Source organism: Celerinatantimonas diazotrophica, assembly GCF_004339545.1.
Classification (GTDB): Bacteria; Pseudomonadota; Gammaproteobacteria; order Enterobacterales; family Celerinatantimonadaceae; genus Celerinatantimonas; species Celerinatantimonas diazotrophica.
Genome location: NZ_SMGD01000006.1, coordinates 1 through 23,971, shown reverse-complemented (window position 1 = coordinate 23,971; position 23,971 = coordinate 1). Strand labels below are relative to the sequence as shown.

Below are 23,971 nucleotides of genomic sequence, written 5' to 3'. Positions count from 1 at the left end.
TATGGATCTCATGGGAGGAAGAGCACATGCCTTGGCAATGGAATGAATTACTCAATGCAACGCCTTGGGTTCCAGCTCTTTTAGTCGTTGCCTTATCGCTGGTCATTGGCTTGGTAGCCAGATTCTTAATTTTCCAGTTAATTCGTTATTGGCAAAAGCGTGATAAGCCGCTGTTTAAATCCCTCGAAAATCACCTACGTGGTTCGATGTTTCTATTTATTCCGCTACTTTTGATCAAAATAGGCATCAGCTACGTCACGATTGCCCCCAATATTATGAGTGCAATTTACACCACGATTAACATCCTTATTATTTTGTCACTGTGCTCCGTTGCTATTCGCTTAACAAATGTGGTTCAGGATATTTTGTTCCTGCGCTATGATATCTCCCAGGCTGACAATCTCCGAGCCCGAAAAATTCGCACCCAGATCATCTACATCAAAAAGGTTGCGATGGTGATTATTGTCATTTTGGGGATCTCATTTATTCTGCTCAATTTTGCCAGTGTGCGCCGCTTTGGTACCACCATCTTAACTGGGGCTGGCGTTGCGGGGATCATCATTGGTTTTGCACTGCAGAAATCGCTAGCTAATCTATTTGCAGGTATTCAAATAGCCTTTACCCAACCGATTAAGATTGACGATGCGGTTGTAGTTGAAAACGAATGGGGCTGGATTGAAGAGATTAATTTAACTTATGTCGTGGTGCGCATCTGGGATTTACGCAGGCTTGTGCTACCCATTACCTATTTTACCGAAAATGCTTTTCAAAACTGGACGCGGAACAGTGCGCAAATTTTAGGCTCGGTATTTTTATATCTTGATTATTCCATGCCGCTGGCACCACTTCGAGAATATTTTGAAAAAGTGCTCGATGAAACCGAACTATGGGACCGGCAAACGCAAGTTTTACAGGTCACCGACAGCACCGATAAAATCATGACGATCCGCCTGCTCATGACCGCAAAAAATTCACCAACCGCTTGGGACCTGCGCTGCTATGTTCGCGAAAAAATGATCGAGTATATTCAGCAAAACTATCCACAAAGCCTACCTAAATTTAGGGCCAGCTTAAGTGATGAAGACCAGGCAACCATTGCTCAGAGTATCGCAGATCACCCATCAGAACGGATACAGAACAAGCAATGATAAGAAAAGTGATGTCCTATTATGTCCAAAGCGTTTCTACGTGATGTTCGAGACACACAATGCAGCCGAGAAGGAAAGCTTTCATGACCTTTTCGTGCTGTTCATACTAAGCCAACGCAATTTATTCTTCTTAGTCACGGCCCCGGATGGGTCGCAATAAAAATCACCATAGCGAATCCTGCAGCAAACAGAACAAAACCAAAGCAATACAACCAGATGCGTTTAAGATAACTTTTCAGCAGTTTTTGCTCTCCTTTAGAAGAAACGACAAATGGCTGCTCACGGTAGGCCGGCTTAAGCATGTCATGACGTTGTTCGCCAGTACGTTGATCAACATGAGTCTTAAACTCTCCCAGTGCATATAATGGATCACCGGCCACAATCAGCGACTCGCTATACCGATAACGGTGGCTATAACCAATAGACTGCCCCCCGAGCATTTCATGACTCGAAATAGTGTCGTAGGTGCTGTTCACTCGACGAAAAATCGCAGGCGTTACATCGGCCCCGGCAGGATGCACACAGCAATGGCCCGTACTGTCCACTAGCTGAAATGGCGCATCGGAACGCTGGCTAAATATCGTTTTCCACTCGACGGTTTTTTTGCCATCTGCGTCCTTAGTTACTTCTTTGCGCTCTTTCTCAACAAAGAACCAAAGACATTCAAGGTTCGAAAATGGGGCATGCTGATAAGTTTGCCCCGGACAGGCCGAAGCCTGACCGATCAGTTCCACGTAGCCTTGTGGTGCAGAACGAATTTTTGATGTGGCGGTATCAGCTACCATTCGATAACGATGATAGTTTCTGCGAATAATCCCAATCAAGGCTATAAAGCAGATCAAAAAAATGCTACCCATGGCTAAGATGGCAGTCCATTGACCTGAAGACATTGAATCCACGCTCTTCTAGCTCCTTAATTAAACAGACTTTTAAGGTCGACATCGCGGGTCTGCTCTTGCGAAAAGGAGAGCATTTCAGCACTTTTAAAGCCAAAGCGGCGAGCGATCAAAACATGAGGAAACTGCTCAATGCGAGTATTCAACAAATTGACCGAATCGTTATAAAACTCCCGGCGATCGCTAATAGATGATTCTAACGTGCTGATACGCTGCTGCAGGTTGGCAAAGCTGTCATTAGCATGGAGGTCTGGATAAGCTTCGGCCAGTGCAAATAGTTTCCCTAGCCCGTTTCTAAGCTCACTTTCAGCCACGCCTACCGCTTTCACATCCCCCGCATCACTCGCCTGATAAACACCAGAACGAGCCTGCATCACTTGTTCGAAAGTTCCCTGCTCATATCCCATATATTGTTTACAGGTTTCAACGAGTTTCGGGATTTCATCATGACGCTGCTTAAGCAATACATCAATGTTTGCCCAGGCACGGGCAACATTATTTTTGAGATTCACCAAATGGTTATAGATGGAAATTCCGTAAAAGATAAAAATGACAATCAGTACCGCAATAATAATTACACTGGCCATCGAAGGGTTCATCGCTATCTCACTCTAATCAATTAATCCAACTGACTTATTTAACAATATTGAAGAAGGATTTTTATACAAAAACCAGACAGATGCAAGTCAGACAGCAACGGGGGGCTTTCACTCAAATTTTGAACCTAGAAGTTGAAGCGGCTGTACTCTGCGGCAATTTGAAATCAGGGGAATCCCTGCCCAGTGACCGCGAACTCCAGCAGTTATTTCAAACTGGTCGGGAGTGGTTCGCGAAGCCCTGCAGACGCTTCGCTAAAAGGGGCATGATCGAAGTCCGCAAAGGCGCGCATGAAGGCACTTATATTAAACAAATCGAGGTCGCGCAAGGCATCGAGCCAAGCATCGATGTACCTGGGATTGGGGAGAATTACAAGATCATCTTGAATTATATGTTCAGTAAAGCTGCAAATAGCCTGTCAGTCGTTACCCAGCACTTAAGTGGTATAACCAACCCGCGATCGGTTGGCAGTTGTTAACCAAAGGGATAGGAGCCTCTGCGACTAACCACTTTGAAGCAGGTGGTTTTATTCGTAGTAATGACCAAGTTGCCTATCCGAACCTGCAATACCATTTCCTACCGGTTGCCATTCGCTAATAACGATACAGGTGACCAATCATAATCAGATTGGTCACTTAAAATTAGCCCACTATATCTATAGTTAAATTTACCTCAGAAAAAACGTACAAAATAATTAAACCAATGAAAATTATTCACCTTTCTACACAAACATAACCTCCAGTAAATTAATAAAGATACAACCTTTTGACATCTAACCAAAACTCTGCCAACCTATTTTTAATTAAACGATTAATTAAAAAAAACATGCCTAAAGTAGGAATGCCCGAGATCCGCCGTCCACAACTGATAAATGCCACGATGGAAGTCATCAATGAAGTGGGATTAACCGGCGCGAGTGTTGCACTAATTAGTCGCAAAGCTGGCGTCTCAGCAGGGATCATCAACCATTACTTCGGTGGGAAACACGGCTTGCTAGAGGCCACCATGCGCTCAGTCTTAAAGTCTCTAGGAACAGGCATTACGGAGCGGCTCCGCCAAATCCCATCCGACCAAGTCATCGAACGAATCAAAGCGATTGTTGAAGGAAACTTTGCTCCTCAGCAAACCGAAAGCAAAGTGGTCAAAACATGGCTGGCATTTTGGTCTCAGTCGATGCATGACCATAGCCTGTACCGGCTGCAGCGAGTCAATGAACGGCGGCTACATTCACATCTACGCGGCGAGCTAAAAAAGGTCTTAAGCACCCAGCGTGCAGAATTTGTCGCCAGGGGAGTTGCCGCACTCATTGATGGCTTGTGGCTACGAGGTGCTCTTGCCCCAGAAGGGATCCAGAGAGAGAAAGCCATCGAGCTTATTCGCGATTATTTGGCTCGAGAAATCGAACTTACCGAAGTGCATTAATTTTTAAAGGAAAGATCATGTCACTGCAATCACCGATGGGACATCAACAGCTTTATATCGCTGGCCGTTATCACCGCGCAACCTCGAACGAGACATTTAAAACCATCAACCCAGCAACAGGTGAATTACTTGCAGAAGTCGACCAAGCCAGCCAGAACGATGTCAATCAAGCGGTAAAAAGTGCGCTCGAAGGCTTTGCCATCTGGTCCCAAATGAGTCCACAGGAGCGCTCTAGAATCTTGTTAAAAGCCGTTGCTCTGTTACGTGAGCGTAATGATGAACTGGCTAAACTCGAAGTACTCGACACCGGTAAACCACTGCAAGAAGCCAACTGTGTGGATATTATTACAGGTGCGGATGTCATTGAATATTACGCGGGTTTAGTGCCAGCCATGCAGGGCGAGCAACAACCGCTATCAAATACCAGTTTCTTTTATACGCGTCGCGAACCCCTTGGCGTCTGTGCAGGAATTGGCGCCTGGAACTATCCGATTCAGATTGCGATGTGGAAATCAGCTCCAGCGCTTGCCGCTGGCAATGCAATGATCTTTAAACCTTCTGAAGAAACTCCCCTGAGTGCGTTAAAACTGGCCGAAATATACAGCGAAGCCGGTGTTCCTGATGGGGTATTCAATGTGGTGCAGGGGGATTACCGAGTCGGCCAGATGCTCACTGCCCATCCGGACATTGCCAAGGTTTCATTCACGGGTGAAGTCGGAACTGGTAAAAAAGTGATGTCTGACGCCGCTCAGACACTTAAGGAAGTCACCATGGAATTAGGCGGTAAATCACCGCTGATTATATTTGATGATGCCGACCTTTACACCGCTGTTTCCGGGGCGATGGTGGCTAACTTCTACACCCAAGGAGAAGTATGTACCAACGGTACTCGAGTATTCGTTCAGCGCGGCATCTACAATCAATTTATCGAGCAACTTCGGGAACGCACAGCTAAATTGACGATTGGTGATCCGCTCGATCCGAATACACAAGTGGGGGCCTTAATCAGTGAAAAACAACTTTCTAAAGTACTGGAATATATCGAGCTGGCTAAACGCTCTGGCGCAAATTTAATTGCGGGCGGCGAGCGCGTCACGCACGGCGTTTTAGCGAATGGCTTTTTTATTGCGCCGACTATTTTTGCCGACTGCACCGATGAGATGCCTAACGTCAAAGATGAAATTTTTGGCCCTGTCATGTCCATTTTACCGTTTGATAGTGAACAAGAAGTTATTGAGCGCGCAAATGCCACGCAATACGGTCTGGCAGCAGGACTGTTCAGCAAAGACTTAAGCCGCGCCCACCGGGTCATCCACCAGTTAGAAGCGGGTATTTGCTGGATCAATACTTGGGGCGATTCCCCCGCAGCAATGCCTGTTGGTGGTTATAAACATTCAGGCGTTGGCCGTGAGAACGGCATTGAAACCCTCAAACACTATACTCAAACCAAGAGTGTTTACATCGAGCTCGGTACGTTTGAGAGTCCATATGTCTAATTAGCAGCTCTTTAACCAGAATAGAGGATTTATGAGCACCACCCAGTTCGATTACATTATTGTTGGAGCAGGTTCAGCAGGCTGTGTACTCGCGGATCGGCTTAGTGAATCGGGCCAATACCAAATTCTGTTATTAGAGGCAGGCGGCAATGACCACAGCATTTTTATCAAAATGCCGACTGCGCTATCTTATCCAATGAACACCAACAAATATGCTTGGCAGTTTGAATCGCAGCCTGAGCCAGGCTTAAACAACCGCCGATTACATTGTCCTCGAGGCAAAGTTTTAGGCGGTAGCTCATCGATTAACGGGATGGTTTATGTGCGTGGTCACGCTGAAGACTTCAATCAGTGGGTTGAGCACGGTGCAACAGGTTGGGATTATCAGTCATGCCTACCTTATTTTAAACGCAGCGAAAGTTGGATCAATGGTGGCGATCATTATCGCGGCGACAAAGGACCAGTTGGGACCTGTGCGGGAAATGAAATGCGCTATAACCCGCTCTATCAAGCATTTATTGAAGCTGGCAAACAAGCGGGTTACCCTCAAACCAACGACTATAACGGTTATCAGCAAGAGGGATTTGGCCCGATGCAGATGACGGTCGATGCTGGGGTTCGTGCATCAACCGCTCGTGCTTATCTAAAACGCGCTCGAAAACGTGCCAATCTGACCATCAAGAAACAGGTTTTAGTACACAAAGTACTACTCTCTGGCACACAAGCCGAAGGCATTGAATTTAGCCACAACAAGCAAACTTTTAAAGCTTTTGCCACACGTGAAGTTATTTTAAGCGCCGGCGCTATCGGCTCGCCACAGCTATTACAACTCTCTGGCATTGGTCCGGCCGAGCACTTAAAGCAAGCGGGGATTGAACCCATACTTGATCTGCCTGGTGTCGGTGAAAACTTACAAGATCACCTGGAAGTATATTTTCAACATCGCTGTCTACAACCCATTACACTTAACAGTAAATTGGATCTGTTAAGCATGGCTTGGATCGGAACACGTTGGTTATTGAGTCGTGATGGACTCGGCGCTACCAACCATTTTGAGTCTTGTGCCTTTATTCGTTCGTCAGCAGGTGTAAAATGGCCCGATATTCAATTCCACTTTTTACCCGCGGCCATGCGTTATGATGGTAAAGCTGCTGTAAAAGGTCATGGATATCAGGTACATGTAGGGCCAAATAAGCCCACTAGCCGAGGTTACGTGCGTATTCGAAGTAGCGACCCAACGGCCGCACCAATCATTAAATTTAACTATTTGTCCACCCAGCGTGATATTGCAGATTGGCGCAAAACCATTCGCCTGACTCGAGAAATTTTAGCACAAGAGGCATTATCCGCTTATCGGGGCGAAGAGATCGCTCCCGGGATTGATATTGACAGTGATGAACAAATCGATGCCTGGGTCCGCAAAAGCGTTGAAAGCGCTTATCACCCCTCTTGCAGTTGCAAAATGGGCGCTGACAATGACCCATTTGCGGTTTTAAATGCCCAGTGCCAAGTTCGCGGTATCAAAGGATTACGGGTTGTTGATTCATCTATTTTCCCAACCATTCCCAATGGCAACCTCAACGGACCAACCATAATGGTTGCAGAACGTGCTGCCGATATGATCCTCGGCAAATCCCTTCTTCCACCAGCCGACGTTGCTGTCTGGATCGATCCAGACTGGCAAACTCGCCAGCGTCTTCACCAAGACCTTCAGTTTACTCACCCCTGACGATAGTTTCGTCAAATTCTGTTCACCCAGACAGCTCAACCCATACAGGGTTGAGTGATATCACTTAAATCAAAGAGGATTTTTGTCATGGAGACAATCTCAAAAAAGAGACATCTTAAACTTTGCGGCGCCCTTCTGGCAGCCTTCAGCCTAACCTCTGCCGCACATGCTCAATCGAACTGCCAGACCGTACGTTTCTCCAACGTCGGCTGGACTGACATCAGTACCACCACTGCAAGTGCCAGAGTGGTATTAAAAGGCTTAGGTTATAAAACCACTACCCAAATGCTTTCGATTCCAGTCACCTACCGCTCACTCGCCAACAACGATATTGATGTATTTTTAGGGGACTGGGCACCAACAATGGATAGCAACATCGCCAAATACCAAAAAAATAATACGGTCGATACTATCCGCGCAAACCTTACTGGTGCTAAATTCACATTAGCAGTACCGGAATATGTTTACAATGCCGGAGTTCACAACTTCAGTGACCTGAAAAAATACGCAAGCAAATTCCATCGCCGTATTTACGGAATTGAACCGGGAAATAGTGGTAACCGTCTCATTAACTCGATGATCAAGAAAAATGCCTTTGGCCTGAAAAAATTCAATCTGATTGAATCGAGTGAAGCAGGTATGCTCTCTCAGCTCAAACGAGCAATTCGTCGTAAACAGTGGATTGTTTTCCTTGGCTGGGAGCCTCATCCTATGAACACTAACTTCAAAATTAAGTACCTCTCGGGGGGCGATGCCTTCTTTGGACCTAATTTCGGTGCCGCCGAGGTCTATACCAACGTGACTCATGGCTATGTCAAACGCTGTCCGAATGTAGGTCAATTGCTAAAAAATCTTAAATTCTCGCTATCGATGGAAAATCAGATCATGAACGCCATCATCAATCAAGGCCAACAACCAAATCAGGCAGCACGTGCTTGGCTTAAAGCGCATCCACAAATTCTCAATGGCTGGTTAAAAGGGGTCAAAACGATTGATGGCAAACCTGGTCTACCCGCTGTTAAAGCCTCATTAGGTCTGCAATAAAAAGCGTTTAACGCTTAAATTCAATTGAGGAATCTCATGAATTTTATTACCGAACACAAAATTCCTTTTGGCCACTGGATGGAAGTACTATTTGATTGGCTCAGTATCCATGCTGCTACCTTTTTCGATGCCATTTCTAATGGGCTAGGATGGGCGATTATGTCGCTGGTTGATCTATTTGAATGGATCCCACCACTGGCATTGATCGTCATCGTCGCGGCCATTGCTTATCTTATTCATCGGCGCTGGTCATTAGTGATCTTCATTTTGCTGGCCCTGGCTTTAATTTTGAATCTTGGTTACTGGCAAGCGATGATTGAAACCTTCGTTTTGGTCTTTATCGCAACCATACTCAGCGTTTTCATGGCTGTGCCAATTGGTATTTTTGCCGCGCATAAACCGCGGGTGTTCACCGTTTTACGGCCCATTTTAGATCTCATGCAAACTGTTCCAACCTTTGTTTATCTGATCCCTACCCTGGTGTTATTCGGCTTGGGCGTTGTACCGGGACTGATTTCAACCATTATTTTCTCCATCGCATCACCGATTCGACTGACTTATTTAGGCGTTCGGAAGGTGCCAGAAGAGCTCATCGAAGCAGGCAAAGCCTTTGGAGCCACCCCCATGAAATTACTATTTAAAGTCGAACTACCAGCAGCGATGCCGAACATTATGGCCGGGGTAACCCAATGCATTATGTTGTCACTGTCGATGGTCGTCATGTCAGCGTTAGTGGGAGCTAACGGCTTGGGGAAACCCGTGGTGGAGGCACTGAATAACGTCAACATATCACAAGGATTTGAGTCTGGATTATGTATTGTAATCGTCGCAATGATTCTTGATCGTATGTGTAAAAATCCATCAAGTGAACAGGAGGACTGATGAGTATTGCCGTAGAAATAAAAAACCTAGATGTCATCTTTGGTAACCATATCGGCAAAAGCGCTAATTTGCTTGATAACGGCCTATCTCGTCAGGAAATTATCGATAAAACTGGCGATGTTGTTGCCGTCAGCAATGCATCGCTAACGGTGAACAAAGGTGAAATTTGCGTATTAATGGGGCTCTCAGGCTCTGGCAAATCAAGCCTGTTGCGTGCCGTAAACGGGCTCAACCCCATTACTCGTGGTGCAGTGGAAATAGAATATGATGGCGACATGGTTGATCTTAGCAGTTGCAACCGTTCAACACTTCGTCATATTCGCACCAATAAAGTTTCCATGGTCTTTCAGAAATTTGCCCTAATGCCATGGCTAACCGTGCTAGAAAATGTCGCGTTTGGCTTAGAAATCCAAGGCATGAATAAACATGATCGCGAGCAAAAAGCACATGAACAACTAAAAATGGTGGGGTTAGATGATTGGGCTCAGCAGTATCCACATGAACTCTCTGGAGGCATGCAACAGCGTGTTGGGCTGGCCCGAGCATTTGCCATGGATAGCGATATTTTGCTGATGGATGAACCGTTTTCTGCTTTAGACCCGCTGATTCGTGCACAGTTGCAAGATGAACTGATTGAGCTGCAGCATCAACTCAATAAAACGATCATTTTTGTCAGTCATGACCTCGATGAAGCGCTCAAATTGGGTAGCAAAATTGCCATTATGGAATCAGGTAAAATTATCCAGTACGGAGAACCTGAAACGATTGTCCTTAAACCTGAAGACCAATATGTTGAAGACTTTGTCGCCCACACAAACCCACTGAATGTCTTGCGCGGTCAATCATTGATGACGCGGCTGAGCGAACTGAAAACAGCAGATCAAAAAGTTATCCTCAAAGAGTATGAAGATACCTACCTGAAATTGGCATTTGATGGCTCAATTGCACAAGTGACTCGCCAAGAGAAGCCGCTAAAAATTACTCGCTGGCAAAGCTCTCGTGATGATTTTACAGCGATTGAACCCGACTCAATCGTCGTCACGGATTTAGCCATCACCATGCGCGATGCATTGGAACTACGTTATCGCAGCCGCCAACCAGTGATACTCAGCGATGGCGGTCAAATGATGGGTATTTTGCGCGATCAAGATTTTTACCATGCTTTACTTGGCAAACATTTTGGACACTGTGCTTAGCAACCAATGGCAACTACCTAAGGGGCTCAAACAGCAACGAAGTAATTAACTATTCCAACGGCGCTTAAGAGCTTAAAATCCGATATCAGAGGCTGATATCGGATTTTTTTTACATCTTAATTCACCTAACTAAATAGGTTACTTCATCGAGCAATTCAAATTATTACTATCCCAATTGGCAATGGCACAGGGCAAATTCGCAATATCAACCATAGATGACCACGGCCCATTTGACCAACGATTATAAAAAGCCGGGCATACCCCGGCTCATTCAATTCGTTCATCTCATCACTGGATTAAGCAATATAAGAAGACAGCATCCAGACTTCTTTTTCCTGACTGGCGATATAGTCACTTAACAGGCTAACCGTGCCTTCATCATTAGCTTCAGCCGCTTTAGAAAGCAACTCGCGCTGCAACTGCAACAAAGTCTGATAACCCGCCAATAAACCACTGACACAAGTCATGCCATCGTGTACACCGGTATGTTCTTTAATACTGCTTGTTTCAATATATGCACTGTAGCTATGCGATGGCGTTCCACCCAAGGTGAGAACACGTTCTGCCACTTCGTCTATTTTCGTCAGTATATCGGTATAAGTTGTTTCGAATTTTTCATGTAATTCAAAGAACTTATCCCCACGGATGTTCCAATGATAGCCGCGCACATTTTGATAGAGTAGCTGATAGTTTGCTAAAAGCGTATCTAAGCCTTTGATAAGTTGTGATGCTGCTTCTTCATCTAAACCAATGCGATTCATAAGTGTTCTCCTTTTGAACCAAGTATGTATTGCTAATGAGTTATAATTTAAATGATAAAGAGCAATAACTCCAAACGATTAATGTTATAAAATTGATTGATTAAACCTATCCACTAAATCGCATATTCATCCATCAAGGGCACATCACAAAGCGAGGCCATTTTCTGTCGATAAGTTTCAACTTTTTCTGGATAAACAATCCCTTTCACACCGGAAAGTGAACGCAATGTGGCGAAAAGATGAAAATCATCTTCTGACAGTTCCCCATTGACGCCTCGCTCACAAGCAATCCATGAATTAAGTTGGACCAGCGCTTTGTTGATTCGTTCTAGGTAGTCATCAGTCTGCGTCAACAGCTCTTTAAAATCACCGAGGATATTCTGTTTAGCATTCGTATAATAAGCCCGCGCAGATTCAGTCGCGAACTCAGCAAATGGTAGATGTGGCGTACGAGGCATCACTAATTGATTCACCAGGAAGTGATTGTCATCCAGCCACTTTGATAGCTCTTGATTATGGCGTTGAGAGATTAAAGGTTGCCCATCTAGACGGTCAATCCAATGCACAATATCCATACTCTCAGGCATAAAGCTACCGTCTTCTTTTTCCAAAATCGGCACCATTTTTTTACCGATCATGGCTGTGGGTGTATCAACATCATCATTTAAGAGAATGTTAAGTGTGACCGGAATCCCTTTCAAACCGAAGATCATGCGCGCTTTTACGCAAAACGGACAATGATCATATTGATGTAACTTCATCCTGACCCCTTACATTTAAGGATACAAATAGCCTATGATCCATCGACCATTCTGGGCTGATTTTACATCCGAATCAACTCCCCCCAATAGGCCCGAAAATACTCTTGTACAAAATTTTCCAGAAAATGCTGTAACAAACTATTCTCATACTTCCATTTATTCACTAAAATAGTTACCCTTAGGCGCCTTTATTAATGGGCGATAATTAGTGACAGGTATGATCGCAAAAGGCACGCTTTACATTGTCTCCGCACCAAGTGGAGCAGGCAAATCATCGATGATTAATGCACTGATCAATCGAAATCCTAATTTGCCAATACAGGTTTCTATCTCACACACGACTCGGGCCCCTCGGCCAGGGGAAGAAAGTGGTGCGCATTATCATTTTGTCAGCAAAGAGCAATTTGAAGAATTGATCGCTCAAAATGCTTTTTTTGAGTATGCTGAAGTGTTCGGCCAATATTATGGCACCTCAAAAATGGCCATCGAGCAAACACTGACGCAGGGGATTGATGTTTTTTTAGATATTGACTGGCAAGGGGCTAGGCAAGTCCGTGAACAGATGAATGACGCGGTTTCTGTCTTTATTCTACCGCCCAGCAGCGAGGAGCTCGAAAATCGGCTCAAAATGCGCGGTCAAGACTCTCAAGAAGTGATTCGCTCAAGAATGCGCCAGGCAAAAGCTGAAATGAGCCATTATGATGAGTATGATTACTTGATCATTAATGAAGATTTCGACCATGCAGTCACCCAACTGCAGGCTATTTTACAGTGCCATCGATTACGTCAGAGCGCTCAGGCACTTAAATACCAAACAATTATTCAGGATCTGCTGGTAAATGAACCAGAGATCGATTAACATTTTGCGTTATTTTTGAACAACGGAGTTACACATGGCACGGGTTACAGTTGAAGATGCGGTAAAACAAGTCGGCAACCGCTTTGATCTGGTCCTTATGGCGTCACGTCGTGCACGTCAAATCGCACTGGAAGGTAAAGATCCTCTGGTTCCTGAAGATAACGACAAACCAACCGTTATCGCCCTTCGTGAAATCGAAGAAGGATTAATTAATAGTAGTGTCATGGATGCTCAGGATCGCATAGAACGTCAAGAACGCGAAGCAGCAGAACTGGCAGCCGTTGCAGCTATCGCGGATAAACATAATTAAGCATCCCCGCCTTAATTGATGCGTTGCGCCGGGTTTACTCGGCGCTATAAACCTTACATAATAATTATTAATGATATATTCCTAGAGCAGTGCGCCAAGGGGTGACAGCTTGTATTTGTTTGAAAGCCTCAAAGAAGTAGCGAGTCAATATTTAGACGATGAGCAGATGAATCTGCTCAAGCAGGCTTATATTGTTGCCCGCAATGCTCACGAAGGACAATTTCGCTCGAGCGGCGAACCATATATCACCCATCCGCTAGCCGTTGCGCGGATCCTCGCAGAAATGCGCATGGATCATGAAACAATATCAGCAGCATTACTCCACGATGTCATTGAAGATACCGAGGTCAGTTACGAAACCCTCTCAGCACAATTTGGTAAGAACATTGCTGATTTGGTCGAAGGCGTCAGTAAACTCGATAAATTAAAGTTTCGCGATAAAAAAGAAGCTCAGGCCGAAAACTTTCGCAAAATGATGATGGCGATGGTGCAGGATATTCGGGTTATTTTGATCAAGCTAACCGATCGCACCCACAATATGCGCACTCTCGGTGCTTTGCGTCCAGATAAACGGCGTCGAATCGCCCGTGAAACACTTGAAATTTACAGTCCAATCGCCAACCGTTTGGGTATTAATGCGATTAAAAGCGAGTTAGAAGAACTCGGTTTTGAAGCGCTCTATCCAATGCGCCACCGAGTGTTAAAAGAAGCAGTTAAAAATGCCCGAGGGAATCGTAAAGAACTCATAAAAAATATTCTTGATGAAATAGCCGGACGCCTTGAAGAAGCAGGAATTCGCGGCAAAGTTGTGGGCCGTGAAAAACATCTGTTTAGCATCTACACCAAGATGGTCAACAAGGAACTGCAGTTTCACGAAGTGATGGATATTTATGGGTTTCGCATTATTGTCGATAACTTAGACACTTGCTATCGTGTTCTGGGACAAATGCATAGTTTATATAAACCGCGCCCAGGCCGGTTTAAAGACTATATTGCTATCCCTAAAGCCAACGGTTATCAATCACTACACAACACCCTAGTTGGCCCTCATGGCGTCCCCGTTGAGATTCAGATCCGAACCGAACATATGGATCAAATGGCCGATAAAGGGATCGCAGCACATTGGTCTTATAAAAACCATGAGCCCGCTGGCAGTGCCGCACAGGTTCGTGCTCAGCGCTGGCTGCAGAGTTTGTTAGAATTACAACAAAGTGCGGGGAACTCCTTTGAATTCATCGAAAATGTTAAGACGGACCTGTTCCCTGATGAAATTTATGTCTTCACCCCTGAAGGCAAAATTATCGAAATGGCGGCTGGTGCAACTCCGGTTGATTTTGCCTATGCGGTACACACGGATATTGGCAATAGTTGCGTCGGGACTCGCGTAAACCGCCAGCCCTATCCTCTCAGCCGAGCGTTAAGTAACGGTCAAACAGTTGAAATTATCACCGCACCTGGTGCTCGCCCGAATGCGGCTTGGCTTAACTTCGTGGTTACCGGTAAAGCACGCGGCAAAATTCGCCAATTCCTAAAAACTCAGGAACGCCAAGACTCCATCGCTCTGGGTAAACGACTGCTTAACCACGCGCTCGGTGAATATTCCATCGACGATATTAAAACCAGTGACTTTGAGCGAGTGTTAGCGGGCACCAAATGCAATAGTCTCGATGAACTGCTAACCGAAATTGGCTTAGGCAATGCCATGAGTCAAGTGATTGCTCGGCGCCTGCTGGGCGAAGAAGATGAATCGCCGAACCACTCGCATCGCCATGGTTCAATGGCCATCCGCGGTGCCGAAGGGGTGATGGTGACTTATGCCAAATGCTGTCAACCGATCCCAGGCGATCCGATTGTGGGTCATATTAGCCCGGGCAAAGGGCTGGTCGTTCACTTAGAGTCATGCCGTAATATTTACGGCTATCAAAAAGAACCAGATCGTTACATCACTCTGCGCTGGAGTGATGATGCCGATAAAATGGGTGATTATCGCACTGAGCTGCGCATCGACGTCGTTAACCATCAAGGCATTTTAGCGCACTTGACCAACGTGGTTGCCTCAACGGGCGCGAATATTCATAATATTGTGACCGAAGAAAAAGAAGGTCGCGTGTACACCATCGACCTATTAATCACCACCAAAAGTCGCATCCATTTAGCGGGTATTATGCGTAAAATTAAGGCGATTCCTGAAGTTCTGCGCGTCATCCGCAACCGTAATTAACCATGCATTGGTACCTGTTGACGTTAATTTTTTAGAAAATACGGCAGTTGTTTCCACCTCCTCTATACTAAATGTGTAATCATCGGAGGTGGCAATGCAAGTAAAGAAAGTTCTTCCTATCCGCACCAAGCTTATTATTCTTGCAACCGTTTTAACCTTAACCATGCTTGCGGTCGTTGCACTGGTTTGGATCTCGCTGCAAAATAATCAAGCCAACGCTCAGATTATTAATATCGCAGGGCGCCAACGGATGCTGACAAAAAAATTCTCAGCTGAGCAACTTTATGCCGCGCTCAGTCGCTCCCCTAATCAGCAAACCGTCAAAGCCCTAGGTATGGACAACACCCAACGACTTTATGAGGTCTCATTGAAGGCGTTGCAAAACGGTGGTCAAACTTACCTTGATTTGGGTCTGAAGAAACCCTTTACACTACCAAATGTGGCACACAATCAAGCTTATCTGAATACTCTGGCCAAGGTTAAAGAACTTTGGGCACAGCAGCTTGAAGCCGCAAAACTGATGCGTCAAGCGAAAGGCCAACCTGATTTTGAGCAAAAAATTGATACTTTTTTACAGCTCAATCATCAAGCCATGGTGACGATGAATAAAGCGGTTGGACAGTTCACACAAACAACCAAAGATAATCTCGATGGGATGTTAATCGATGTTGAACTGCTGGCAATCATTAGCTTAGTGATTGCCATTGCGATGTCAGGATGGATCATTGCCAGCATTACCCGACCAATGGATAAGCTGATAAAAATTAGCAAGTTATTTAGCGATGGCAAGTTGGAACCCAATCATGATTTAACAACCATCATTAGTACGAGTGAGCCAGGTCTCATTGCTCAAAGCCTAGAAAAATTACGCGCCAATTTGCAAAACACACTGATGCAGATGCAAACCTCATCATCGCAAGTCCATCTGTCTGCGGAACAAGTCTCATCACTATCGGCAGAGATAAGCCAAGTCAATGCCGAAGAGCAAATACAATTTAAATCAATGATCGGCAGTTCCGATGAGCTGAGTATGGCTTCTCAACAATTTAGTGAAATCGCTGCTACCACTTCATCGATTGTCGAACAGTGCACCGAACAATCACAGCAAGCCAGTGAGTCAGTCTCAGATAATATTGTCATGATGCACGCCACAGCACAGGAAACGCAACGCGCCTCCGAAGTCATTCAAACCTTAAGTGCCACCGCTGAAAGCGTTTATGGCATTGTCGACTCAATCCGCAATATTTCAGATCAAACCAACCTGTTGGCACTCAACGCCGCGATTGAAGCCGCTCGCGCCGGTGAACAAGGGCGAGGCTTTGCCGTGGTCGCCGATGAGGTTCGCACACTAGCCGCTCGGACCGGCAGCTCAACCAATGAAATATCAACTTTAATTGGTGAGCTAACCGACGGCGTAAATAATGCGGTGACCAGCATGCAAAGTGTTGCTGATAAAGTCACCCAAAGTCAGGATAAATCCAACCTGACTGAAGAGAGTATCGAAGCGGTGCGCCAGTTAATCGCACAAGTCAGCCAATCCCAACAACAAATTGACGAACAGGCCCGCACTCAAATTGACCAGTTAAGTCAACTAAAAAGCCGGCAAATGAAATTGTATGAGACCCTCGATGAAAGCCGGCAAAAATCACATGCATCCTCACTGATAGCCGAACAGCTGGCTGCTATTTCAAACGATATTAATATCAGCTTGGCACAATTTGATTTAGGTAAAGCGAAACGTTCAATGGCGCGTATCGCCGAAGATAAACGCCATTACCCACGTCTCAAAGCGGGGCTGCACTATGAATTGAAGCAGGGTCAGATCCATTTTGAAGGGGTGACCGAAGATATCAGCCTGGGCGGTGCTAAGTTACTGGCCAGCGAAGAGATTAAACAGCTCAATGCCGCTGAGCCGATTGAGGTGTACTTCAATTACTCAAACGATCCGAACCAAAATCTACATATAAAGGCCAATTTAGTCGGACAATCACAGTCGGCCAATCACACCTTCCAATACCACCTGAAGTTCATTGAGCTTAATAGCCAGCAGAAACAATTACTGAATCATTTGTTTGCGCAACACCAAGTAAACAGTGAATTTAGCTAACGGATGAAGCTGACAATGAATAGCAAAAGCAGCAACTTAGCTATCTTTGTCAGTTTTAAGCTTAAAACACTCTGATCATCGGGTGTACAATGAACTTACGTTTAACGACATGATATTGAAATTATGACTGATATTGCCAAATCGATACCGCTTTGGCCCAATCTACAACCATCCAATGACTCACCAGAATACTCACAAGATGGCTGCTACTTTGCGACCTCACAACCGTATCTTGAAACGTTTTTTGCCCCTTACAACCCTAGCCATGGTGCGGTGATTATCTTCCCTGGCGGTGGTATGCGAGCATTAGCTTGGGCTAACGAAGGGAAAGACATTGCTCTTTGGGCCAATCAAACTCTGCAAATTGATGCTTTTGTCGTTCACTATCGACTTAGCCCTCATCACTACCCTGAACCACAATATGATGCCCGCCAGGCGATTCGATTGGTTCGCCATAACGCTGAACGTTGGCAACTCAATCCACAAGCGATTGGTGTGATGGGATTTTCTATCGGCGGACACTTAGGGTTACAACTGGCAATCGCGCCAGATCTATATCCACCTTTAGCTAACGAATTGGTCCAGTACGATGCCCGTCCTAATTGGGGAATTTTTGGTTATCCTGTTTCAACCATGAACGCCGATTTGGCTCATCAACCATCCACTGAACAAATGTTTAATGGTCTACCGGACAAAGAGCAACAACATGCCTGCGACCTTGCCCAGTGGGTCAGCGAAAAAACGCCACCATTATTTATCTTTCATGAGCAAGGTGACCCAGCAGTCACCGCAGAGCAAAGTATTCGGCTGATGCAACATATACAACGCGTGAATACCTTAAGTGAGCTATATCTATTTTCTGGCCATAAACATAGCCTTGGACTGGCGACTCACGAACCGGGCAACGTCCGGATCTGGCCAACCCTTGCTAAACGCTGGCTAAACTTCACCCAATTTATTTAACACTGCGACAAGCAAAAAGGGCAGACCTATGGCCTGCCCTTTCATTCTAGGGACTGTTGACCTTTTGTGATTAGTTTTGCAGAAATCTGAGAGGGATTTAGGCAAGGCAAACGTTGTGCCGTGTAGTTATTCTCCACAAAGAACGTTTAACGCTGGATAAATTCCTCTCAGATACTGCCCTTGGGGTTCATTTAAACGCATCCTGAACTTTGTTGCCCCCTGCTTGCTTAACTCATTAAGCGACGCCGGGGGCGCCGCGTTCAAAATGCGTTTAATTTGAACAAAATTCAACCACCAAAGGTCAACAGTCCCTAGGAGAGGAAAAAGTTAATCCTTTTTATGCGCCAGATATTTCACTAGTGCAATATATTCACCGACACTACGAACAGAGCCAGGTTCCACTTTATATTTCCCATTGACGATGACAGTCGGAACGCCCTGAATTTGGTAATCTTCTACCGACTTGTTCATCTGTGCCACTAAGCCATTGACAGCAAAACTGTTCACCGCATTATCAAACTGTTCACCAGAAACACCATTATCGATAAAGATCTGGCGAATATCATTGCGACTAGTAATCGGCATATGCTGAACTTGGATCGCATCAAAAAGTGCTGGTACCATTTTTTTACTCACATTAAGCACTTCAGAGACCGCATACGCGCGAACCATCTCTTCGCCCATCTTGCCGCCTAAAAAGGCCACATGTACCCGTTTAAAGGTGACATCGGGCATGCTTTTTTCCATTTTTTCAAAAATCGGTTCAAAGGCATAACAATGAGGGCAAAAAAGTGAGAAAAATTCAGTCACTTGCGGCTTTGCGGTTGCTTGCTGACGAACGACTTGGTAGTTCTGCCCCTCAACGAAGGCCTGCGCACTGGCAACCATCGGCAACATCAAAGCAAAAATAAGAATAAACAGTTTTTTCATTGAAAATAATCCAGTTCAATTTAAGGCCGTCGTTTAGCTTACGGGGTAATAAAAACCAAATCAACGCCTGCTTGATAGCAAAAATGATTAATACAATACCCGCGACAACGGCGCTTCACGCAGCGCCGAAAGCTGCTCTTTGAGCGCCAAAATCTGGTTTTCCCAATATTGCTGAGAGTTAAACCAAGGAAATGCGCGCTGAAATGCACCATCTTCCCAGCGCTTGGCCAGCCACCCCATGTAGTGAATCATCCGCATCGCCCGCAAACACTCTATCCATTTCAGTTCTTGATCTGGAAAATGAGCAAACTCTTCGTAACCATCTAATACGGTATCTAATTGAATCAGCTGATCCTGGCGTTCACCATTTAACAACATCCAGATATCCTGAACAGCTGGCCCCATCCGAGCATCATCTAAATCCAACAATTTCGGTCCATCCAACCATAAAATATTGCCTGGATGACAATCGCCATGCAAACGTATTAACTCGGTGGGCCGATATTGCGCGCACACTTCATCGCGTACTTGCTCAGCAATCGCAAAAAAGGCTTTTTGAATAGAATCAGGGAGCCAACTTCGCAAAAGAGCCAGCGGCTTGTCAATGAAATCATCGAGGGTAAGTGTTGGGCGCGCCCGAAAAGGCTCTTGGGCACCAATCTGGTGTAACCGACCTAAATAACGTCCCACCTGCGCGAGCTGAGCTAAATTATCCACTTCAAAACTGCGCCCACCAACACTATTGAACAACGCAAAACGTACATCTTGCCAATGCAGTAATGTTTGCCCTTGGATCTTAAGTGGCGCAACAATTGGAACTTCGGCTTCGACCAGCTGCTCGCAAAATCGATGATCTTCTAGAATTTGCGCATCACTGAGCCGTTCGGGACGATAAAACTTCACCACATAACGTTTATTGTCATCGGCCAGAAATTGGTAAACCCGGTTTTCATAGCTATTGAGGGCCAGCAGCCCACTTTGCGCATAGACACCAACAGATTCTAAAGCATCAAGCTGGCAGTCGGGTGTCAGGTTAGAAAAATTAAATTGCGCCATAATCGCCTATCCGAGCAAAACACCATGATAGCAGATTCAGGCGCATCATCAGCCAGTGTTATTTGATAATTCCGCGGGCTTTTAAAATCGCAGATTTAAAATCTTCTTCGTAATCTTTTTGTAATCCAGGAATCGCTTTGCCCTCACCGGTCTCTTTCATTTTCAGCTGATAAATCAGCGTATCATCACTGAGCTCTTCCAATGTACCGGTAAAACCTGCTTCTTTAGCAAGCAGCGCGAGCATCTCTGTTAAGTTTAATTCCTGATGCTGTAGCCAAACAGGGGTTAACAACTCTATGAGTTCTTCTATACGATGGCACTGCATCATTACTCCTTAGCATACATGTTACATAACCATTACAAAGTGTAGGGGATAGAGCACAGTGAAGCAATCGATTCTGTGAACAGCTGCACTTAATTTAAGGTATGATAACTTATCTGCACCAACGTTATAAATAAGCTCACTCGGTGAGCATTCAAAGATAACGGATGAAGCATAAAGCTAATTATTCTATGATGAACGAACATTGATCTTATCACTGACGCATTTTTTACGAAAAATTGCAGCAATCATGTTTATTCATTCGATATTCACTATCATTTGGGGATAAAAAGTATGTTAGAAAAGATAAATCCTACCCAAACGGCAGCGTGGCAAGAGCTTGAAGCACATTTCAAAGCTATGAAAAAGACAACTCTTAAAGAGCTCTTTGCAAATGACCCGAACCGTTTTGATAAATACACTGCCAGCTTTAATGATCAAATTCTTCTGGATTACTCAAAAAACCTGATTACGGATGAAACCCTAAACAAATTATTTAATCTGGCCAAACAGTGCAAACTTGCCGATGCAACCAAAGCCATGTTCAGCGGCGAAAAAATCAACCGGACGGAAGACCGCGCAGTACTGCACACCGCTTTGCGTAATCGCTCAAATACCCCTGTCTATGTCGACGGTCAGGATGTCATGCCGCAGGTCAATGCTGTTCTTGAAAAAATGAAAGCATTCTGTGAAAAAATCCACAGCGGTAAATGGACCGGCTACACGGGTAAAGCAATCCGTAGCATTGTAAACATTGGCATTGGCGGTTCAGACTTAGGTCCGGTGATGATCACCGAAGCACTCAAACCTTATAAAAAAGCCAATATTGAAAGCTATTTTGTATCAAATGTTGATGGTACTCACATAGCTGAAACACTGAAAAAGCTTGACCCAGAAACCACGCTATTCCTAGTTGCCTCAAAAACCTTTACCACTCAGGAAACCATGACCAACGCTCATAGCGCTCGTGATTGGTTCTTAGCTAGTGCTAAAGATGAAGCCTTTGTTGCCAAACATTTTGCAGCACTGTCAACGAATGCCAAAGCAGTGAGCGAATTTGGGATTGATACCGACAATATGTTCGAATTCTGGGACTGGGTCGGTGGTCGTTATTCGTCATGGTCAGCCATTGGTTTATCGATTGCCCTAAACATTGGTTTTGATAACTTCGAAGAGCTGCTCGCAGGTGCCCATGAAATGGACCAACATTTTGTGAATACACCTATTGAGAAAAACCTTCCCGCCCTGCTGGGATTGATAGGGATCTGGTATAACAACTTCTTTGGTACACAAACCGTTGCCCTACTCCCTTATGACCAATATATGCACCGTTTTCCGGCATATTTCCAACAAGGTGATATGGAGTCAAACGGAAAATATGTTGACCGTAATGGCCATCCTGTTGATTACCAAACGGGCCCAATCATCTGGGGGGAAGCCGGTACAAATGGTCAGCATGCTTTCTACCAGCTAATTCATCAGGGCACTAAATTGATCCCTGCTGACTTTATCGCCCCAGCACAAACCCACAATCCTTTAGGCGATCATCACCAAAAACTGCTGTCTAACTTCTTTGCTCAAACAGAAGCCCTAGCCTTTGGTAAAGATGCCGACAAGGTTCGTGCTGAATTTGTCGCACAGGGTAAAGCAGAGGATGAAATCGAACAGTTGGTTCCATTTAAAGTCTTCCAAGGAAATCGCCCAACTAACTCGATTCTAATGCAGAAAATTACACCTCGGTCATTAGGATCATTGATCGCAATGTATGAGCATAAAATCTTCGTTCAAGGGGTGATTTGGAATATCTTTACATTTGACCAATGGGGCGTTGAACTAGGTAAACAGCTCGCCAACAAAATTCTGCCTGAATTAGCCGATGATGCAACTGTCACCAGCCATGACAGCTCAACGAATGGCTTGATCAATACCTTCAAGAAATGGCGTTAATCACACCATTTAGATAACATCGCTACAGAGCCTGCCAGCGGCAGGCTTTTTTATGCGCTAGAATGTGTTCGCTGTACCCAACGACATAAAAAATCAGCAAAACAGTCCCTCACTGATCGCCTTTGCTTAAAAACTGACCGAGCAAGAAATTGCCCGCCGGGCAACTTTTTGCTCGCTCCAGGCAACTTCTTGCTCGACCAGCTCTATCCCTTACATCACGAAAAATAAATAATGCTTAAAAACAATACCTTATCATTTATAAAAAAGTGGCATGGATGTTGATTCCTTTTTTATCGTTTCATCAATAAACCAAATCAAGAGGATTACATCCATGCCAACTCCTTGTTATATTTCCATCGAAGGCAAAACTCAAGGCAATATCACCGCCGGCGCATTCACCGCCGATTCCGTCGGCAACATCTACGTGCAGGGCCACGAAGATGAAATGCTGGTCCAGGAATTTAAACACGTCGTCACCGTCCCTACTGACCCGCAATCCGGTCAGCCGGCAGGGCAGCGGGTCCACAAACCGTTTAAATTCACCGTGGCCCTTAACAAAGCCGTGCCATTGCTCTACAACGCCCTGGCCTCCGGTGAAATGCTTCCCACCGTCACCCTGAACTGGTATCGCACCTCGGTTGAAGGCAAACAGGAACATTTCTTCACCACCACCCTGACCGATGCCACCATCGTCAACATCGATGCCCAGATGCCCCATTGTCAGGACCCGGCTAAATCTGATTTCACCCAGCTCATTGAAGTCTCCATGGCCTATCGCAAAATCGACTGGTCCCATGACATTGCCGGCACGTCCGGCTCCGATGACTGGCGCGCGCCGATGGAAGCTTAAAGGCGGCGTTGGATTTAACCCCGGGCTGAGCGGGTATCGCTCAGCCCGGATGTTTTGTGTTCGTTTTACACAGCTGCCCCGGGTATGGCATTGCCGACATACCCACGTTCTCCCGGTGCTTTACCCTGAAGCAGCGGTGCGGTAGCTATGCCCATTTCACAGGATGGTTCGATTATGGCAGAACCCAGCGGATTACAATTTACCCTGACGATTGAGGGGCTCACCGACCCCAGCCTGCAGGTGGTGTCCTTTACCGGTCAGGAAGCCTTAAGCACCCCCTTTGCCTTTACGGTGCAACTGGCCAGCCGCAATGACCAGCTGGATGCGGCAACCCTCATCGACCAGCCGGCCACCCTCACCGTCTGGCAGGATGGCGACGCTCAGCAGCGCTGGTCGGGTATCGTCAGCACCTTTACCCGGGGCGACACCGGCTTTCATCACACCCGCTATGCCCTGACCCTGGTGCCGGCCCTC

At 45.5% G+C, this 23,971-nt stretch carries 22 protein-coding genes and 1 pseudogene; 16 read left to right on the top strand and 7 right to left on the bottom strand.

Features of this window, described 5'->3' with window-relative positions:
- Positions 1 to 26: 26 nt before the first annotated feature.
- Positions 27 to 1,148 carry a mechanosensitive ion channel family protein gene (locus EV690_RS02615; protein WP_131911391.1) on the top strand — a complete coding sequence of 374 codons (1,122 nt, stop codon included), beginning with the start codon at positions 27 to 29 and terminating at the stop codon, positions 1,146 to 1,148.
- Positions 1,149 to 1,282: 134 nt separating this feature from the next.
- Here the strand turns inward: EV690_RS02615 and EV690_RS02610 are convergent, their stop codons facing one another.
- On the bottom strand, positions 1,283 to 2,038 hold the full coding sequence (locus tag EV690_RS02610; RefSeq protein WP_224055031.1) for an E3 ubiquitin ligase family protein: 756 nt from the start codon (positions 2,036 to 2,038) through the stop codon (positions 1,283 to 1,285).
- A gap of 23 nt (positions 2,039 to 2,061) precedes the next feature.
- A complete protein-coding gene (locus tag EV690_RS02605) occupies positions 2,062 to 2,631 on the bottom strand; it encodes a LemA family protein (RefSeq protein WP_131911389.1) in 570 nt (189 codons plus the stop codon).
- Between the two features lie 356 nt (positions 2,632 to 2,987).
- Here EV690_RS02605 and EV690_RS02595 point away from each other — a divergent pair.
- The 7 genes and pseudogenes from EV690_RS02595 to choV form a co-directional block, all read left to right on the top strand.
- Positions 2,988 to 3,235 (top strand): annotated as a pseudogene (locus EV690_RS02595) (choline dehydrogenase); the annotation flags it as partial.
- Positions 3,236 to 3,466: 231 nt separating this feature from the next.
- A complete protein-coding gene (gene betI, locus EV690_RS02590) occupies positions 3,467 to 4,063 on the top strand; it encodes a transcriptional regulator BetI (protein ID WP_131911388.1) in 597 nt (198 codons plus the stop codon).
- Positions 4,064 to 4,098: 35 nt separating this feature from the next.
- Complete coding sequence (gene betB, locus EV690_RS02585; protein ID WP_131911421.1) at positions 4,099 to 5,559, top strand: betaine-aldehyde dehydrogenase; 1,461 nt, start codon at positions 4,099 to 4,101, stop codon at positions 5,557 to 5,559.
- Positions 5,560 to 5,590: 31 nt separating this feature from the next.
- Positions 5,591 to 7,288: a choline dehydrogenase gene (betA, locus tag EV690_RS02580; protein ID WP_131911387.1), complete on the top strand. Its 1,698-nt coding sequence runs from the start codon at positions 5,591 to 5,593 to the stop codon at positions 7,286 to 7,288.
- 87 nt (positions 7,289 to 7,375) lie between these two features.
- Positions 7,376 to 8,332, top strand: a complete 957-nt coding sequence (locus EV690_RS02575; RefSeq protein ID WP_131911386.1) for a choline ABC transporter substrate-binding protein — start codon at positions 7,376 to 7,378, stop codon at positions 8,330 to 8,332.
- A gap of 36 nt (positions 8,333 to 8,368) precedes the next feature.
- Positions 8,369 to 9,214, top strand: coding sequence for a choline ABC transporter permease subunit (choW, locus tag EV690_RS02570; protein WP_131911385.1), 846 nt, complete (start codon positions 8,369 to 8,371; stop codon positions 9,212 to 9,214).
- Positions 9,214 to 10,410, top strand: coding sequence for a choline ABC transporter ATP-binding protein (gene choV, locus EV690_RS02565; protein ID WP_131911384.1), 1,197 nt, complete (start codon positions 9,214 to 9,216; stop codon positions 10,408 to 10,410). Before choW ends, choV begins: the two co-directional genes overlap by 1 nt.
- Before the next feature lie 296 nt (positions 10,411 to 10,706).
- On the opposite strand, the gene EV690_RS02560 is transcribed toward choV, so the two are convergent.
- Together EV690_RS02560 and grxB are read right to left on the bottom strand one after the other, a co-directional pair.
- A complete protein-coding gene (locus tag EV690_RS02560) occupies positions 10,707 to 11,171 on the bottom strand; it encodes a Dps family protein (RefSeq protein WP_131911383.1) in 465 nt (154 codons plus the stop codon).
- 113 nt (positions 11,172 to 11,284) lie between these two features.
- The gene (gene grxB / locus EV690_RS02555) at positions 11,285 to 11,932 is read right to left on the bottom strand and encodes a glutaredoxin 2 (protein WP_131911382.1); all 648 of its coding nucleotides are present in this window, start codon (positions 11,930 to 11,932) and stop codon (positions 11,285 to 11,287) included.
- 220 nt (positions 11,933 to 12,152) lie between these two features.
- Here grxB and gmk point away from each other — a divergent pair, with 220 nt between their 5' ends.
- From gmk to EV690_RS02530, 5 genes are all read left to right on the top strand, one after another.
- Complete coding sequence (gene gmk, locus EV690_RS02550; RefSeq protein WP_165872636.1) at positions 12,153 to 12,791, top strand: guanylate kinase; 639 nt, start codon at positions 12,153 to 12,155, stop codon at positions 12,789 to 12,791.
- Between the two features lie 34 nt (positions 12,792 to 12,825).
- A complete protein-coding gene (gene rpoZ, locus EV690_RS02545; RefSeq protein ID WP_131911380.1) occupies positions 12,826 to 13,101 on the top strand; it encodes a DNA-directed RNA polymerase subunit omega in 276 nt (91 codons plus the stop codon).
- Positions 13,102 to 13,210: 109 nt separating this feature from the next.
- Positions 13,211 to 15,322 carry a bifunctional GTP diphosphokinase/guanosine-3',5'-bis pyrophosphate 3'-pyrophosphohydrolase gene (gene spoT, locus EV690_RS02540; RefSeq protein ID WP_131911379.1) on the top strand — a complete coding sequence of 704 codons (2,112 nt, stop codon included), beginning with the start codon at positions 13,211 to 13,213 and terminating at the stop codon, positions 15,320 to 15,322.
- Between the two features lie 94 nt (positions 15,323 to 15,416).
- Positions 15,417 to 17,429 carry a methyl-accepting chemotaxis protein gene (locus EV690_RS02535; protein ID WP_131911378.1) on the top strand — a complete coding sequence of 671 codons (2,013 nt, stop codon included), beginning with the start codon at positions 15,417 to 15,419 and terminating at the stop codon, positions 17,427 to 17,429.
- 123 nt (positions 17,430 to 17,552) lie between these two features.
- Entirely contained in the window at positions 17,553 to 18,392 is an 840-nt protein-coding gene (locus EV690_RS02530) for an alpha/beta hydrolase (RefSeq protein WP_131911377.1), read from the top strand.
- Positions 18,393 to 18,719: 327 nt separating this feature from the next.
- On the opposite strand, the gene EV690_RS02525 is transcribed toward EV690_RS02530, so the two are convergent.
- The 3 genes from EV690_RS02525 to EV690_RS02515 all read right to left on the bottom strand — a co-directional run bounded on the left by EV690_RS02525 (position 18,720) and on the right by EV690_RS02515 (position 20,703).
- A complete protein-coding gene (locus EV690_RS02525) occupies positions 18,720 to 19,322 on the bottom strand; it encodes a thiol:disulfide interchange protein DsbA/DsbL (RefSeq protein ID WP_131911376.1) in 603 nt (200 codons plus the stop codon).
- Positions 19,323 to 19,409: 87 nt separating this feature from the next.
- Positions 19,410 to 20,378, bottom strand: a complete 969-nt coding sequence (locus tag EV690_RS02520) for a serine/threonine protein kinase (protein WP_131911375.1) — start codon at positions 20,376 to 20,378, stop codon at positions 19,410 to 19,412.
- Positions 20,379 to 20,436: 58 nt separating this feature from the next.
- A complete protein-coding gene (locus EV690_RS02515) occupies positions 20,437 to 20,703 on the bottom strand; it encodes a YihD family protein (protein ID WP_131911420.1) in 267 nt (88 codons plus the stop codon).
- A gap of 291 nt (positions 20,704 to 20,994) precedes the next feature.
- Here EV690_RS02515 and pgi point away from each other — a divergent pair, with 291 nt between their 5' ends.
- The 3 genes from pgi to EV690_RS02500 form a co-directional block, all read left to right on the top strand.
- The gene (gene pgi / locus EV690_RS02510) at positions 20,995 to 22,647 is read left to right on the top strand and encodes a glucose-6-phosphate isomerase (RefSeq protein ID WP_131911374.1); all 1,653 of its coding nucleotides are present in this window, start codon (positions 20,995 to 20,997) and stop codon (positions 22,645 to 22,647) included.
- 331 nt (positions 22,648 to 22,978) lie between these two features.
- Positions 22,979 to 23,497 carry an Hcp family type VI secretion system effector gene (locus EV690_RS02505; protein ID WP_131911373.1) on the top strand — a complete coding sequence of 173 codons (519 nt, stop codon included), beginning with the start codon at positions 22,979 to 22,981 and terminating at the stop codon, positions 23,495 to 23,497.
- A 174-nt stretch (positions 23,498 to 23,671) separates the two neighbouring features.
- Positions 23,672 to 23,971 (top strand): contractile injection system protein, VgrG/Pvc8 family (locus EV690_RS02500; protein WP_267901904.1); only part of this gene is annotated, 300 nt, incomplete at its 3' end.